Genomic DNA, 14,816 nt, shown 5'->3' with positions numbered 1-14,816 from the left:
GCGACAGCGGGGCCCACTCTTTGAACGGGCGCTTAGCCCGGGAACGTCTGGCCCAGCTGCTCGAACGGCAGCGCCTGTTTGACCAGGATGACGGTGCAGGGCGCATCACGCGCCACGCGGATGGGCACGGTGTCGATGAAGCGCTGCATCTGCAGCCCGTGCGTGGCGGCGCCCAGGATCATCATGCTCACGTGGTTGCTGGCCGCATAGCGCACCAGCGCCTGGGCCACGTCGCCCGCTTCGAGCACGTGGTAGCTCACGGCATGTCCGGTCAGGTCCAGACCCTGGGCCCACTGGCGCAGGCGTGCCATGTGCTGGCGGTGCAGCGTGGTTTCACTGCGCTCACTGTCGCTGGTGCTGCTGGCGCCCGGCGAGATCACCGTCACGCAGGCCAGCCGCGCGCCGGGGCGGATGCCCAGCGAGCGGGCCACGGCCTGGCGCAGCGAGTACAGCGTGGCGTCACTCACATCGGCATGGGGCACGGCCACCATGAGGATGGGCGTGTCTTCGATCTGCTGCGAGGGCAGGGGGCTGGGCGTGTAGTGCATGCCCGCAGCACGCAACCAGCGCCGCACATGCGTGCGCAGTGGAGTGCGCTCGGTGCGTTCGCCGCGTTCGGTAACCAGCACCTGTTCGGGGTTCGACAGGTCGAAGGCCAGGTGCGCGGCCGACGGGTAGCGGCTCCCTGCCTCAGGCTCCAGGCAGCGCAGGATGACTTCCTGCAGCCAGGGCGGGATGTCGGCGCGGTGTTTGCGCGGCGGGGCAGGCGTCATCCACAGGCGCTGTCGCATGCCGCCGCTGGTGGTGGGCGCGCCAAAGGGCAGCTCGCCCGTGGCCAGCTCGTACAGCATCACGCCGATGGCAAAGATGTCGCTGCGCGGGTCGCCGCGCACGCCCACCACCTGCTCGGGGGCGATCCAGGCGGGCGAGCCCACGGCCTGGCGCATTTCCTCGGCCAGCAGGTCGGGGTAGTGCGCGTGGCACGACAGGCCAAAGTCCAGCAGCACGGCCGTGCCATCTTCTTTGATGAGCACGTTGGCCGGTTTGAGGTCGAGGTGGCACACGTTCTGCTGGTGCAGGCTGTGCGCCGCGCGCGCGGTGGCCGCGCCCAGGCGGGCTATTGTTTCGATGTCGCAGTGGCCAGGGGCATCCAGCCAGTGCTGCAGCGTCTGGCCGGGGATGTATTCCATGACCAGGTAAGGCAGCCGCACCAGGTCACCCGCCGCCACAAAACGCGGCACATGCGGGCCGCTGAGCACGGGCAGGATCTGCAGCTCGACCTCGAAGCTCACGATGTTCTCGGCCCCGTCGCCTGCCGTCATGCGCGGGATCTTCATCGCCATGGGAAAGCCGGGGCTGCGGTCGGGCTGTGCGTATTCCACGGCGTAGATGTGGGCCATACCACCCGTGTGGATGCAGTCCACCACGCGAAAGCCGTCGATCTCGGTGCCGGGTTCGAGCAGTTTCATTGACCATGCTCCAACCTGTCGGCATAAAACGCGGGCAGTCCTGCCGCGCGGATGGCGGCGGCGGCGGCCAGGTGGTCATACGGCACGCGGTAGAAGGTGATCTGCCTGGCGGTGTCGTCGAACAGTGCGTACATGGCGCGCGCATCGCCGTCGCGCGGCTGGCCCACCGAGCCCACGATGCCCAGCCACCGGCGGTGCGGCGGCACGGGCACAGGCACGCCGGGTTCGGGCGCAAAACGCATGAGCTTGGCGGTGGGCGTGAGGAAGTACAGCACCTGTTCGTGCACATGGCCGCTGAACACGTAGCGGATGGCGGGGTCGAGGGCCTGGGCCGCAGTCATGCTGCGCTCGGCGGCGTTGGAGTCCTCCACGTAGCGCCACTGCGCGGGCATGTCGGCACTGGCGTGCACCAGCAAGGCGCTGCTGCCCAGCCGCGCCGTGAGCGGCAGCGACTGCAAAAAGGCGATGTGGCTGTTGCCGAGCTGGTCGTGTGTCCATTGCGCTCCCAGCTCGCTGCGGTTGCGGGGGTTGGCGGGCGGCGCCAGGGCCATGGCGTCGTGGTTGCCCAGCACACACAGGGCGCCCTGCTGGGCCAGGTCGCGCAGCTGCTCCACCACGGCCACGGGCTCGCCGCCGTAGCCCACCAGGTCGCCCAGCAGCGCAAATTGTTCGGCGCCCTGGGCGCGGGCGTGTTGCAGGCAGGCGTCCAGGGCCTGGCGGTTGGCGTGGATGTCGGACAGCAGGGCGATTTTCATGGTGTTGTCTCCAACCCCATCATCGCGCGCATGGCTGAATGGCAGCTTGCAGGCGGCAGTACCTGCGTGGATTCAAAGAAAAAATAGCTGCCAGCGCTTGTTGATCAAGCGCTGGCAGCTATGGTTTTGGTAGCTCAGAGGCTGCGCTGTACGGCGGGTTTTTTGTCCAGCGCCAACACCAGGCCCAGCGCAATGATCGCGGGCAGCGCCTGGCTGAAGAAGATCTTGGGCGCCGCGGTGGCCGCGCCGAACACCCCGGCCACGATCACGCAGGCCAGGAAGAAGATCTTGAACACCCGGTTGCCGGTGAACAGCCCCCAGAACAGGCCCGCCGCCAGAAAACCGTTGTACAGCCCCTGGTTGGCCGCCAGCGTGGTGGTGGCGTCGGCGAACTCCTGGGTCAGGTTGAAGGTCTTCATGCCCAGCGGCTTGTTCCAGAAGAACATTTCGAGCACGAGGATGTACACATGCTCGATGGCCACCAGGGCCACCGCGATGCGGGGAATCAGCAGGCGGCCCATGGTCTTAGACGATCGTGATGGTCACGTCGATGTTGCCGCGCGTGGCGTTGGAGTAGGGGCAGACCTGGTGGGCTGCGTCCACCAGCTTCTGGGCGGTTTCCTTGTCCAGGCCGGGCAGGCTGATGGCCAGGCGGGCGGCGATGCCGTAGGCGTTCGGGATGGGGCCCAGGTCCACTTCGGCGTCGATGGACACGTCCTGGGGCACGGGGATGCCGATCTTGCCGCCCACCGCCTTCATGGCGCCGATGAAGCAGGCTGCATAGCCGGAGGCAAACAGCTGTTCGGGGTTGGTGCCGGTGCCGGCCGTGCCGGGCGAGGACAGCTTGACTTCCAGGCGGCCGTCATCGGTCTTGGCGGCGCCATCGCGGCCACCGGTCACGTGCGACTTGGCGGTGTACAGGACTTTTTCGAGCTTGGTCATGGTGTCTTCCTTGCGGTTGTTGCCCACTGGCGGGCGGTGGAGGGAATCGGTGTTTGTGTTGTCTGCAGGCCGTCAGCGTTGCTCGCTGAGCCGGTCCCGCAGTTGCTTGAGTTCGGTGGTCAGGGCCGTCAGCTCGGCAATCGAGCACTGGCTGCTTTGCAGCACACAGGGCGGGATGGCCTCAGCCTGGTCGCGCAGCGCGCGGCCTTGCGACGTGAGGGTGATGCGCACACGGCGCTCGTCCTGCACATCGCGCAGCCGGGCAATGTGGCCCTGCGCCTCCAGGCGCTTGAGCAGCGGCGTGAGCGTGCCGGAGTCGAGAAACAGGCGCTCGCCCAGCTCGGACACCGTCACGCCATCCTGCTCCCACAGCACCAGCATCACGAGGTACTGCGGGTAGGTCAGGCCGATGTGGTCGAGCAGGGGCTTGTAGAGCTTCGTCATCGCCAGCGAGGCGGAATACAGCGCAAAGCAGACCTGGTTGTCCAGCCGCAGGATGGCGGGGCTGGGGGTGGAGGGGGTGCTGGGGCTGGGCATGGGGTGAATTGTGAGTGTGAATTCAATTGTGTGCAATTGAATTGTGAAAAACTTTGTTAATGAATGGGATTGTGCCGATGGGGGAGCGGCGCCGCGCCATCGGTGCTATTCGCGCGCTCCGCTGGCGCATGCGGGGGTGCCGCATCTACGTCGCCCTTAGGAGGTGCTATCAATAGTGAAGCTGCTAGCGCGTGATTTATCTGCGCTGGCGGTCAATTGGGCTTGAAATCTGGCGCGTGGTGGCTCTGGCGGCGACGCACCACCAGGACCTCATCGCCCGCTGAACTGCGCGGGCCGTCGCTCGACAAACGCGCGCACGCCTTCGGCCGCGTCCTCGCTGTTGGCCAGCTCTTTCTGCACCGGAATGAAGTCCCCCACCGCAGCCGCCTGCCCTTGCTCGATGGCCTTGAGCACATTCAAGCGCGTGGCCACCACCGCCCGGGGCGCCTGGGCGGCAATGCGCTGGGCAATCGCCAATGCCTCGTCCAGTTCCTGGCCAGCCGGCACCACCTTCTGCACGAAGTTCAAACGGTACGCCTCAGCGCTGCCAAACTCGTCGGCCGTCAGCAGGTGCAGCAGCGCATTGCCCGTGCCCGCGCGCTCGGCCATGCGCAGCGTGGCGCCGCCTGTGGCCATGATGCCGCGCTGCACCTCCATCTGCGAGAAGCGGCAGTTGTCGGCCGCCACCACGATGTCGGCGCCCAGCATGAGCTCGATGCCCACGGTGAAGCAGATGCCCTTGACCGCCACCACCATGGGCTTGGTGCGGCGCCGGTAGCCGGGCAGGCCGTAGTCATGGGGCTCCACCAGGCCTTCGGGGATGGCTTTTTCGCCGCGCTGCATGTAGGCGCTCACGGCGGGCAGGTCCAGCCCGGCCGTGAAGTGGTCGCCCATGGCATGCAGCACACCGACGCGCAACTCGGGGTCATCGTCGAGGCGGGTGTAAGCCTCGGCCAGCTGGCGGAACATGGGCGGCGTCCAGCCGTTGCGCTTGGCCGGGCGGTTGATGCCGATCAGCAGCACGTGGCCGAGCACCAGGGTGTCTATGCAGCCCTCGGGCGGGGGCATGGTGCTGGATGGTGTGGTGGTGTTGGCTTCTGACATGGCCGGGTCTCCTTTTCGTTTCCACGATTCAAAACCCGGCGCGCCGACTGCGCCGTCCCCTGGGGGACAACGCATGTGCGCAGCGCTCCCATGCGGCCGCGGCTTCAAAAACCGGCGCGGCGCCTTACCAGTGCCCCCGCGCAAGGGCCGCTTCGCCGCGCTGGGGGCGTCCCCCTGCTAGGGGGAAGGCGCGAAGCGGCTCAGGGGGTTAGTAGGTATACACGCCCTGCCCAGTCTTGCGGCCCAGGCGGCCCGCAGCCACCATTTCCTTGAGCAGCGGGCAGGGACGGTATTTGCTGTCGCCAAACTCGGTGAGGTACACATCCATCACGGCCAGGCACACATCCAGGCCGATCATGTCCGCCAGCGCCAGCGGGCCGATGGGCTGGTTACAACCCAGCTTCATGCCCGCGTCGATGTCCTCGGGCGTGGCCAGGCCTTCGGCCAGCACGAAGAAGGCCTCGTTGATCATGGGCACCAGGATGCGGTTGACCACAAAGCCGGGCGCGTTCTTCACGGTGATGGGGCTCTTGCCCAGGGCCTCGGCCAGGGCCTTCACGGCGTCGTGCGTGGCATCGCTGGTCTGCAGGCCGCGGATGATCTCCACCAGCGCCATCATGGGCACGGGGTTGAAGAAGTGCATGCCAATGAAGCGGTCGGCGCGGCTGGTGGCGGCGGCCAGCTTGGTGATGGAGATGGACGAGGTGTTGGATGCGATCAGCACCTCGGGGCCCACCAGTGCGTCCACTTGCTTCAGGATCTTGAGCTTGAGTTCGTAGTTTTCGGTGGCGGCCTCGATCACAAGCTGCGCGGCCTTCAGGTCGTCGTAGCTGGTGGAGGTCTTGATGCGGCCCAGCGCGGCGGCCTTGTCGGCCTCGGTGATTTTTTCCTTTTTGATCAGGCGGTCCAGGCTGCCGGCCACGGTGGCCAGGCCTTTTTGCACTGCAGCATCCGAGATATCGACCATCACCACGTTGATGCCCGACACCGCACAGGCCTGTGCAATGCCGTTGCCCATGGTGCCTGCGCCGATGATGCCTACGGTCTGAATCGTCATATAGAGAGCCCTCTTCAAAGTGAAACGGATGGATGGAATGGTAAGGCGAATCGCACGACCGTTCGGTTATCGTGCGTCAAACCTGAACCAACAAGCCGCTGCGCAGCATGGCGGAGGAGACACAAAACATGTTTGACTACATCGTGATCGGTGGCGGATCGGCGGGTTCCGTGCTGGCCGGCCGTCTGACTGAGAACCCCGCCGTGCGCGTCTGCCTGCTGGAGGCCGGGCCTGCCGACAAGAGCGTGCTCATCCACTGCCCGGCTGGGCTGGCCGTGATGGCCAAGTTCGAGCTGAACGGCTGGGGCTTCAACACCACGCCGCAGGCCACGCTGAATAACCGGCGCGGCTACCAGCCACGCGGCAAGGTGCTGGGTGGCTCCAGCTCCATCAACGCCATGGTCTACATCCGGGGCCAGCATGCCGACTACGACCACTGGGCCGCGCAGGGCAACCCGGGCTGGGGCTGGGAGGATGTGAAGCCTTACTTTGTGCGTGCCGAGAACAACGAACGCGGCGCCAACGCTTGGCATGGCCAGGGCGGCCCCTTCAACGTGGCAGACCTGCGTGCACCCAACCGGTTCAGCCAATATTTCACCGACGCAGGTGTGCAGGCCGGGCACCCGCACAACACCGACTTCAATGGCGCCACGCAGGAAGGCGTGGGCCTGTACCAGGTCACGCACAAGAACGGCGAGCGCCACAGCGCAGCCAAGGGCTACCTCACGCCGCACCTGGCGCGGCCCAACCTGCAGGTCATCACCGGTGCGCATGCCACGCGCATCCTGTTCGAGGGCACGCGCGCCGTGGGTGTGGAATACCGCCAGGGCGGTGCCTTGAAGCAGGTGCGTGCGGGGCGCGAAGTGCTGTTGAGTGCGGGCGCACTGCTGTCGCCGCAGTTGCTGATGTTGTCGGGCGTGGGGCCTGCCGCACACTTGCAGCAACACGGCATCCCGGTGCTGCACGACCTGCCGGGCGTGGGCCAGCATTTGCACGACCATCCCGACGTAGTGCAGGTGCTGGACGCTCCCGATCTGAAGGACCTGTTCGGCCTGTCACTGTCGGGCATGGCGCAGACGCTGCGCGGCATTGTCGAATGGCGCAAGCACCGCACGGGCATGTTGACCACCAACTTTGCCGAGGCGGGGGGCTTCATCAAGAGCGACCCGTCCGAGCCAGCACCCGACCTGCAGCTGCACTTCGTGATTGGCAAGCTGGTGGACCACGGGCGCAAAACGGTGTTCGGCCACGGCTACTCGGCCCACGTGTGCCTGCTGCAACCCAAGAGCCGGGGCTCGGTCACGCTGGCCAGCCGTGACCCCATGGCCTTGCCACTGGTGGACCCGAACTTCCTGGCGGACCCCGACGACATGGCGCGCATGGTGCGTGGCTTCAAGCGCACGCGCGAGATCCTGATGCAACCGGCGCTCGCGAAGTTCGGCGCCAAGGAGCTGGTGGCCTCGGCCAGTGCGCGCACCGACGCGGAGATCGAGCAGTTCATCCGCCAGTACGCCGACACCATCTACCACCCCGTGGGCACCTGCCGCATGGGGCCTGGGCCCATGGACGTGGTGGATGCCGAACTGCGCGTGCATGGCCTCGCAGGCCTGCGTGTGGTGGACGCGTCCATCATGCCGCGCATCGTGAGCGGCAACACCAATGCGCCCACGGTGATGATTGCGGAGAAGGCGGTGGACCTGCTGCGTGCGCGGGTGTGAAGGAATTCACGTTTGCGGCGCTGAACGCGATTTTTAAGGTTCGCAGAAGGTCTGCTTAAGGAGTTTTTAACAGGCAAAACGGCCGCGCGTTCCTAGACTTCTTTTCATGGAAGCGGGTGCATGGTGCACCCGGCCCGGCACCCCTCAAAGCAGGGTGTCGAGAGGCCCCACGAGGCCGTGAAAGAAGCACATGAAGATTGATGCCCGCGAAATTGCCGCACTGACCCAAGCCCAACCCGCTGCGCCCCGCATGGACATGTACGCCAGCATCCACAAGGCGCTGCGCGCCTTTATGGCCGACACGCTGCTGGGCCTGGGCCGCATGGATGTGGACGACGACCTGGAGTTTGCCCAGACCTGCGACCGTGTGATGCAGCTGCTGGACCTGTGCCGCGCGCACCTGCACCACGAGAACCAGTTCGTGCACGCCGCCATGGAGGCGCGCCAGCCCGGCTCCAGCCAGAGCATTGCCGGTGAGCATGTGGAGCACGAACAGGCCATCACGGCCCTGGCCGACGGGGTGAACCACCTGATGGCCTGCGCCAAGCCCGCACGCCCGGCCGCCACCCTGGCCCTGTACCGCCAGCTGGCGCTGTTTGTGGCGCACAACTTTGAGCACATGCACGAGGAAGAGACTGCGCACAACCGCGTGCTCTGGCACTGCTACACCGACGCAGAACTGGCGGGCGTGCACGATGCGCTGGTGGCCTCGATCCCGCCGCACGAAATGATGGTGGTGGCCCGCTGGATGGTGCCCTACATGTCACCCGCCGAGCGCACGGCCATGCTGTCGGACATGAAGCAACATGCGCCTGCCCCTGTGCTGGCAGCGGTGTTGGCGCAAGTGCAGCCGCACCTCACGCAGCCCGAGTGGACCAAGCTGATGCGCAGCCTGGGCCTGCCGGTGGTGCCGGGTCTAGTGCACTGACTTGGAGAAATCAGTGGCGTGAAGGCGTCAGGCGTCTTCCAGCACCACAGGGCGCAGCACGCACAGCCGAAAGCGCCCGCGCCCTGTTTTTTCGATGTGGATGTGCGGGCAGTTCTCCTGCAGGCGGCGCTGCAGCAATAGCAGGCGGGCCTCCAGGTTGTCGGCCACATCGGGCAGGCGCAGGGCGGGGTCCAGCCGCAGCTCGCGGTTGGTGAAGTCCACGCGCCCGGTGTGCTGGTGGTCGCGCAGCAGCTTCCAGACAATGGCGCCCGCCACGCCCTTGATCAAATAGTCGTCGTTGATGAACACGCTGTCGTTGGCCGCAAAGTGGCGCACCCGCAGCGCGCTGCCGCTCACCGGCGGTGCCGCTGTTGGAGTAGGCAGCGGCTCGGGCGTATCGGGCGCGGCCTGCAGCAGGTCGATGGCGGCGGCCAGCTGGCCCGCAATGGCCACCAGCAGGTCTTCATCCTCGAAACCAAAGCGCATGTCCTCGGGGCTCTCGGCAAACAGCACTCCCAGCAGGCGTCCGGCCGACAGCAGCGGCACCGCCACCTGGCTGTGCGGCTCTGGCAGGCCGGGGTAAGGGATGTCCAGGCCGCGCAACGGGGGCGCATCGGGTGCGGCATGCGCGTCCATGCTTTCGCGGATGGCATGGCTGTACAGGGCGGCGTGCGTCATGTGGCTGATGCGCACCGGCGTGCGCTCGCGCGCAGCCATGCCGATCACTCCCTGCCCCAGCCGGATTTCTGAACCCACGCCCGATGTGGCATAGCCGCAGCTGGCCACCGTGTAGAGCTGTTGGGCGCTGGCGTCCAGCATCAGCACCATGGCGTGCTGGATGCCCAGCTTGTCCTGCAGGCCCTGCAGCGCGCCTTGCAGCAACTCGTCCAGCCCCGAGCAGCGCGCGATGCTTTCGCTGCACAGGCGCAGCGTGTGCAGCAAGCCAGAACGTGGCGTCGGTGCCGGCAGGCCTTCGCCGGCCACCGATTCGATGCGCTCCACAGCGTAGATGTCGGCCCCTTTGAGCTCAAACACCTCGGCCATGCCCGCATGCGACGCAATACCCGCCAGCTGCGCGCGCATGCTCTCGAACACCGGGCCACTGTCCTCGGTGCGTTCGTACAGCAGGTGCAGGCGGTAGAAGTGGGCGGTGAGCGGGTCCAGCACCAGCACGGACGCACGCGGGTTGCGCAGGATGTTCTGGCGGGTCTTGTTGAAGAACTGGAACGACAGCGCCACATGCCCCGCATCCACATAGACCACCTGCGAGATGTAGGCCACGTTGGGTGTGCCGTCGGGGTCACAGGTGGCCATGATGGCGGGAATCGCACCCTCCAGGCAGGGGCGGATGCTGTGCAGGGACGGCGCTGCGGTGCTCATGGCTGCGGCGTAGGTGGTGAGGGCTGCGGCGTAGGTGGTGAGGGTGATGTGGGTGGCGAACACAACTCCGCGCCGGCGCGCGGGCCCGGTGTCTGGTCGAACGCGCTGGTGGGCGTGAAGCTCACGGCCACCACATCCTGCAGCGGTGCCGCCAGCATGGCGCCCACATACTGCGGCCCGTAGCCGACCTGGCCCACCTCCTGCACCATGGACTGCAGGTAGGCCTGCAACACCGGCAGGTCACCGTCATGGGCCGGGCGCTGCGTGGCCCGGCGGGCCTTGAGCTGCAGCGTCTGGTGGGTGGACGGCACGCTGAACACCACGGCAATCTCTCCAGTGTGCGCAATGTCCTGCAGCAATTGTTCAGACTGGCTGCTCCGCAGGTACACCGTGACCTCCTGCCCATCGTCGCTGATGTGGCTGCCCACGGCCCGCATGATGCTCGGCCGCAGGGCCGCGTCGCGTGACGCCACGATGGCTGACACGCCTTTGGCCACCATGGCGATATGGCTGGAGCCGAGCAGTGCGGTCATGCCTTGAAGCGCTTGCGGGTCAGGGCCAGGGCCACCCAGAAGGCCACCACGGTGGTCACCACCAGCACCAGGCCATGGCGCAGCGGGTGGGCAGGCCACTGGTCCATGAACAGCGGGCGCACCAGCTCGACCGCGTTGGTCAGCGGCAGCCAGTCGGAGATGGCGCGCACGATGGGAGGCAGCTGCTCGCGCGGGAAGAACACGCCCGAGAGAAACATCATGGGCGTGAGCACCAGCGTGAAGTAGTAGGTAAAAAAGTCATACCCCTTGGCCAGCGCATTGAAGATGAGCGCGATGCTGGAGAACATCACCCCCACGAACAGCAGCACCGGCCAGGCCACCAACAGCTTGGGGCTGTGGCTGATGGAGAGGGCCAGCATCACGCCGAGGATGGCGGTGACGGTGAACAGCGCCTTGAACGCGGCCCACAGCATCTCGGCCAGCACCACATCGTCGAGGCTCACCGGCGCGTTCATGATGCCGTCCCAGGTCTTTTGCACATGCATGCGCGAGAAGGCCGAGTACAGCGCCTCGAAGCTGGCCGCGTTCATGGCGCTCATGCAGATGGAGCCGCTGGCCAGGAACAGGATGTAGGGCACCTTGGTGTCGCCCGCCGCGCCGCCCACGTTCACCTGCCCCACCAGGGCCCCCATGCCGTAGCCAAAGGCCACCAGCCACATCAGCGGCTCGGCAATATTGCCTACCAGGCTGGGGATCGCCAGCTTGCGCCAGACCAGCAGGTTGCGCAGGAACACGGGCCACCAGCGCACGGACAGGCTGGGCGGGCGCCACACCGACGGCGGAGGCGGGGCCACGGTGGCCACGGAGGACGGGGTAACGGTTTGCATCCGCTTATTGTGCGATGTTGGCGGTCGGGCGCACAGTCCCCGATGTGTTCCTGCCCGCCCACTGGGCACGTCCATTGCTTGGGAGCTGCCATGCCCACCCATGTCCTGAACCTGCCTGCCGGTGCCAGTGCCCTCTGGCAAAACCGCCTGGGGCTGCTGCTGGAGTCTACGGGCGAGGGCGTGTTTGGCATCGACCTGGCGGGCAACTGCGTGTTCATCAACCGGGCGGGCGCGCAGATGCTGGGCTTTGCGGCCGATGAGGTGATGGGCCGCAACATGCACGCGCTCACCCACCACAGCCACCCCGACGGCAGCCCGTATGCCGACAGCGACTGCCCCATCTTCAACGCGTTCCGCCAGGGCCTGCCTTGCCGGGTGGACACCGAGGTGTTCTGGCGCCGCGATGGCTCGGCGTTTGCCGTGGAGTATTCCAGCCACCCCATCCTGGAGGGCGACCAGGTGCACGGCGCCGTGATCGCCTTTGTGGACATCACCAGCCGCAAACGCGCCGCCGACGAGCTGCAGCGCGCGCACGACGACCTGGCCCGCGCCAATGACGAGCTGGAGCGCCGCGTGGCCGCGCGCACCCAGGAGCTGTCGCAGGCACTGGCACAGCTGCGTGAGCTGTCGGCCTACTCAGAGCAGGTGCGCGAAGACGAACGCACCCGCATCGCCCGCGAGGTGCACGACGAGCTGGGCAGCCTGCTGGTGGCGCTGAAGATGGATGTCAACTGGCTGCACAAGCGCCTGGGCGAGCAGGGCGAGCGCACGCCCGAGGCCGCAGGCGACATGCGCACCCAGATGCGCTGCAAGTGCCAGAACATGAGCCGCCTGATCGAAAACGCCGTGGACAACGTGGGCCGCATCATCACCGACCTGCGCCCCAGCATCCTGGACCACCAGGGCCTGTGGGCGGCGCTGGAGTGGCAGGCGCAGGAGTTCGTGCAGTCGGCCGAGCTGGAGCTGGCGTGGCACATGGAGGTGCCTGCCACCCTGCACTTGCCTGAGCCCGCAGCCATCGCCGTGTTCCGAATCTTCCAGGAGATGCTGAGCAATGTGGGCCGCCACGCGCAGGCCAGCGCCATCGACATTGCCATCGACGTGCAGGACGATGTGCTGCAGCTGCGCGTGCGTGACAACGGCGTAGGCGCCACCCGCCAGGCCCTGGATGCGCCCACCGCCTATGGGGTGATGGGCATGCGCGAACGGGCGCGGCAGCTGGGAGGCCAGCTGACTATCACCAGCGAGCCGGGGCAGGGCTCGTGCCTGCAATTGCTGATTCCTCTGGAGCTGTCATGAATTCCGTGGTTCGCGTATTGATCGGAGACGACCACCGCATCGTGCGGGAGGGGCTCAAGCAGGTGCTGGGCGACCCCGCCAACGGTGCGCCCGAGATCACCGTGGTGGCTGAAGCCACCCAGGGCAGCGAGGTGCTGGAGCAGGTTACTGCGCTGCAGGGGCGCACGGGAGCACCCGGGCTGGACCTGGTACTGCTGGACATCGCCATGCCGGGCATGGATGGCCTTGAAGTGCTGCAGGCGCTGCGCAAGGCCTGGCCCGCGCTGCCGGTGCTGATGCTCAGCACCTACCCCGAGCGGCAGTACGCGGTGCGCTGCATCCAGATGGGCGCAGCGGGCTACCTGCACAAAAGCGCCGACCCCGACGACATGGTGGCCGCCGTGCGCAAGGTGGCGGCAGGCGGGCGCTACCTGACCGAGGCCACGGCGCAAGCCCTGGCGGGCGCCGTGGAGCGCACCGGGGTGGTGCGCGCCGCCCAGCAGGGCGCGCCCGCTGGAGTAGACGCGCTCTCCTATCGAGAGCATCAGGTGTTCCGTCTGCTCACGGCCGGGCAGAGCGTGAGCGAAATTGGTGCGCAGCTCAAGCTCGCGCCCAACACGGTGAGCACCTACCGCGCCCGCATCCTCGAAAAGACCGGCGCGCGCAATGACGTGGAGCTGGCGCTGCTGGCGCGCGGCGCGCCTGCCGAGTGATTTGCGGGCGCTACATGCCCGATTTGTAGTGCTGGCCCTACACGCTGTAGACACCACACCCACGAATTCATGACAGCGGGCCGGCACCGGCAAAAACTGGCCCGCGCTTTGCGTAACGCCTGGCACCAACTTCTTCGAGGTGTGCCATGTCCGAATTCTTCTCGCCCTACGATGCCGACCGCCCGTTGATGCTGAAATGCAGCTGTGGCCGCGACCACACGGTGGCCGACCACCATGCCGAGGTCTCTGCCGATGCCGCTGCAGCCACCCTGCGCCAGCGCAGCGAGACCCGCGAGTTCGAGCTTTACAGCAACGAGTTCATCGAAGCCACGCTGGTCAAGGCGCTGTTTCCGCAAGACGCGGTGCGCCGCCGTTTCCTCAAGGCCGTGGGCAAGGGCACAGCCATGGCGGCCATTGCCAGCGTGTTGCCGGTGGCCAGCCTGCAGGCCATGGCGCAAGAGAAACAGGGCGCGCTGGAGAAGACCAACCTCAAGATCGGCTTCATCCCGATCACCTGCGCCACGCCGCTGATCATGGCCCACCCGCTGGGCTTCTACAGCAAGCAGGGCCTGAATGTCGAAGTCACCAAGACAGCAGGCTGGGCGCTGATCCGCGACAAGATGATCAACAAGGAGTACGACGCCACGCACTTCCTGAGCCCGATGCCGCTCGCGATCTCCATGGGTCTGGGCTCCAACGCCACGCCGATGAACGTGGCCACCATCCAGAACGTGAACGGCCAGGCCATCACGCTCGCCCTCAAGCACAAGGACAACCGCGACCCCAAGAACTGGAAGGGCTTCAAGTTCGCGATTCCGTTCGAGTACAGCATGCACAACTTCCTGCTGCGCTACTACCTGGCCGAGGCGGGCCTGAACCCCGACACTGACGTGCAACTGCGCGTGGTGCCACCGGCCGAGATGGTGGCCAACCTGCGCGCGGGCAATATCGATGGCTTCCTGGGCCCCGATCCGTTCAACCAGCGCGCCGTGTTCGAGGAGGTTGGCTTCATCCACCTGCTCACCAAGGACCTGTGGAACGGCCACCCCTGTTGCGCCTTTGGCACCAGCACCGAGTTCATCCAGAAGAACCCCAACACCTTTGCCGCGCTGTACCGCGCGGTGCTCACCTCGGCCGCCATGGCGCGCGACCCCAAGAACCGCGAGCTGATCGCCAAGGTGATTGCGCCACAGGCCTACCTGAACCAGCCTGAGGCCGTGATCAACCAGGTGCTCACCGGCAAGTTCGCCGACGGGCTGGGCAAGATCCAGAACGTGCCCGATCGCGCAGACTTCGACCCCATGCCCTGGCAGAGCATGGCCGTGTGGATGCTCACGCAGATGCAGCGCTGGGGCTACATCAAGGGTGATGTGGACTACAAGCAGATCGCCGAGAAGGTGTTCCTCATCACCGACGCGAAAAAGCAGATGAAGGCGCTGGACCAGAAGGTGCCCGACGGCGCGTACCCCAAGTTCAAGATCATGGGGCGCGAGTTCGATGCGGCGAAGGCGGCCGAGTACGCCAAGAGCTTCCCCATCCGCAAGGCGGCATGAC

Annotated in this window: 15 protein-coding genes; 5 read left to right on the top strand and 10 right to left on the bottom strand. The window is 66.5% G+C overall.

Annotated elements, in window-relative coordinates:
• Window positions 1–32: 32 nt before the first annotated feature.
• From ACODS0_RS11590 to ACODS0_RS11560, 7 genes are all read right to left on the bottom strand, one after another.
• Window positions 33–1,469, bottom strand: a complete 1,437-nt coding sequence (locus tag ACODS0_RS11590) for a serine/threonine protein kinase (RefSeq protein WP_488835038.1) — start codon at window positions 1,467–1,469, stop codon at window positions 33–35.
• Complete coding sequence (locus ACODS0_RS11585) at window positions 1,466–2,224, bottom strand: metallophosphoesterase family protein (protein ID WP_488835037.1); 759 nt, start codon at window positions 2,222–2,224, stop codon at window positions 1,466–1,468. Before ACODS0_RS11585 ends, ACODS0_RS11590 begins: the two co-directional genes overlap by 4 nt.
• Window positions 2,225–2,358: 134 nt before the next feature.
• Window positions 2,359–2,745, bottom strand: a complete 387-nt coding sequence (locus ACODS0_RS11580; protein ID WP_488835034.1) for a DUF1304 domain-containing protein — start codon at window positions 2,743–2,745, stop codon at window positions 2,359–2,361.
• A gap of 4 nt (window positions 2,746–2,749) precedes the next feature.
• Complete coding sequence (locus ACODS0_RS11575) at window positions 2,750–3,166, bottom strand: organic hydroperoxide resistance protein (RefSeq protein WP_010462826.1); 417 nt, start codon at window positions 3,164–3,166, stop codon at window positions 2,750–2,752.
• A 72-nt stretch (window positions 3,167–3,238) separates the two neighbouring features.
• On the bottom strand, window positions 3,239–3,703 hold the full coding sequence (locus ACODS0_RS11570) for a MarR family winged helix-turn-helix transcriptional regulator (protein WP_488835031.1): 465 nt from the start codon (window positions 3,701–3,703) through the stop codon (window positions 3,239–3,241).
• 270 nt (window positions 3,704–3,973) lie between these two features.
• Window positions 3,974–4,807, bottom strand: coding sequence for a crotonase/enoyl-CoA hydratase family protein (locus ACODS0_RS11565; protein WP_488835030.1), 834 nt, complete (start codon window positions 4,805–4,807; stop codon window positions 3,974–3,976).
• Between the two features lie 208 nt (window positions 4,808–5,015).
• A complete protein-coding gene (locus tag ACODS0_RS11560) occupies window positions 5,016–5,864 on the bottom strand; it encodes a 3-hydroxybutyryl-CoA dehydrogenase (protein ID WP_055396310.1) in 849 nt (282 codons plus the stop codon).
• Between the two features lie 128 nt (window positions 5,865–5,992).
• Here ACODS0_RS11560 and ACODS0_RS11555 point away from each other — a divergent pair, with 128 nt between their 5' ends.
• Window positions 5,993–7,582: a GMC family oxidoreductase gene (locus tag ACODS0_RS11555; RefSeq protein WP_488835027.1), complete on the top strand. Its 1,590-nt coding sequence runs from the start codon at window positions 5,993–5,995 to the stop codon at window positions 7,580–7,582.
• 190 nt (window positions 7,583–7,772) lie between these two features.
• Window positions 7,773–8,510 carry a hemerythrin domain-containing protein gene (locus ACODS0_RS11550; RefSeq protein ID WP_488835025.1) on the top strand — a complete coding sequence of 246 codons (738 nt, stop codon included), beginning with the start codon at window positions 7,773–7,775 and terminating at the stop codon, window positions 8,508–8,510.
• A 27-nt stretch (window positions 8,511–8,537) separates the two neighbouring features.
• Here the strand turns inward: ACODS0_RS11550 and ACODS0_RS11545 are convergent, their stop codons facing one another.
• Genes ACODS0_RS11545 through ACODS0_RS11535 form a run of 3 tightly spaced genes read right to left on the bottom strand, consistent with a single transcriptional unit; the run spans window position 8,538 to window position 11,271 of the window.
• Complete coding sequence (locus ACODS0_RS11545; RefSeq protein WP_488835083.1) at window positions 8,538–9,890, bottom strand: GAF domain-containing protein; 1,353 nt, start codon at window positions 9,888–9,890, stop codon at window positions 8,538–8,540.
• Window positions 9,887–10,423, bottom strand: a complete 537-nt coding sequence (locus ACODS0_RS11540) for a hypothetical protein (RefSeq protein ID WP_488835024.1) — start codon at window positions 10,421–10,423, stop codon at window positions 9,887–9,889. The genes ACODS0_RS11545 and ACODS0_RS11540 overlap by 4 nt, the downstream gene beginning before the upstream one ends.
• The gene (locus ACODS0_RS11535) at window positions 10,420–11,271 is read right to left on the bottom strand and encodes an ABC transporter permease (protein WP_488835022.1); all 852 of its coding nucleotides are present in this window, start codon (window positions 11,269–11,271) and stop codon (window positions 10,420–10,422) included. Before ACODS0_RS11535 ends, ACODS0_RS11540 begins: the two co-directional genes overlap by 4 nt.
• Before the next feature lie 90 nt (window positions 11,272–11,361).
• Here ACODS0_RS11535 and ACODS0_RS11530 point away from each other — a divergent pair, with 90 nt between their 5' ends.
• The 3 genes from ACODS0_RS11530 to ACODS0_RS11520 all read left to right on the top strand — a co-directional run bounded on the left by ACODS0_RS11530 (window position 11,362) and on the right by ACODS0_RS11520 (window position 14,815).
• Window positions 11,362–12,570, top strand: coding sequence for a sensor histidine kinase (locus tag ACODS0_RS11530; RefSeq protein WP_488835021.1), 1,209 nt, complete (start codon window positions 11,362–11,364; stop codon window positions 12,568–12,570).
• Window positions 12,567–13,262 (top strand): response regulator, encoded by a 696-nt coding sequence (locus tag ACODS0_RS11525; RefSeq protein WP_066783585.1) that lies wholly within the window; start codon window positions 12,567–12,569, stop codon window positions 13,260–13,262. Before ACODS0_RS11530 ends, ACODS0_RS11525 begins: the two co-directional genes overlap by 4 nt.
• A 146-nt stretch (window positions 13,263–13,408) precedes the next feature.
• Entirely contained in the window at window positions 13,409–14,815 is a 1,407-nt protein-coding gene (locus tag ACODS0_RS11520) for a CmpA/NrtA family ABC transporter substrate-binding protein (RefSeq protein WP_488835018.1), read from the top strand.
• The last annotated feature ends 1 nt before the right edge of the window (window position 14,816 follow it).

It is taken from the genome of Acidovorax sp. FG60 (genome assembly GCF_057808995.1).
The sequence above is the reverse complement of the archived record's forward strand: the minus strand, read 5'-3'. Positions and strand labels throughout refer to the sequence as shown.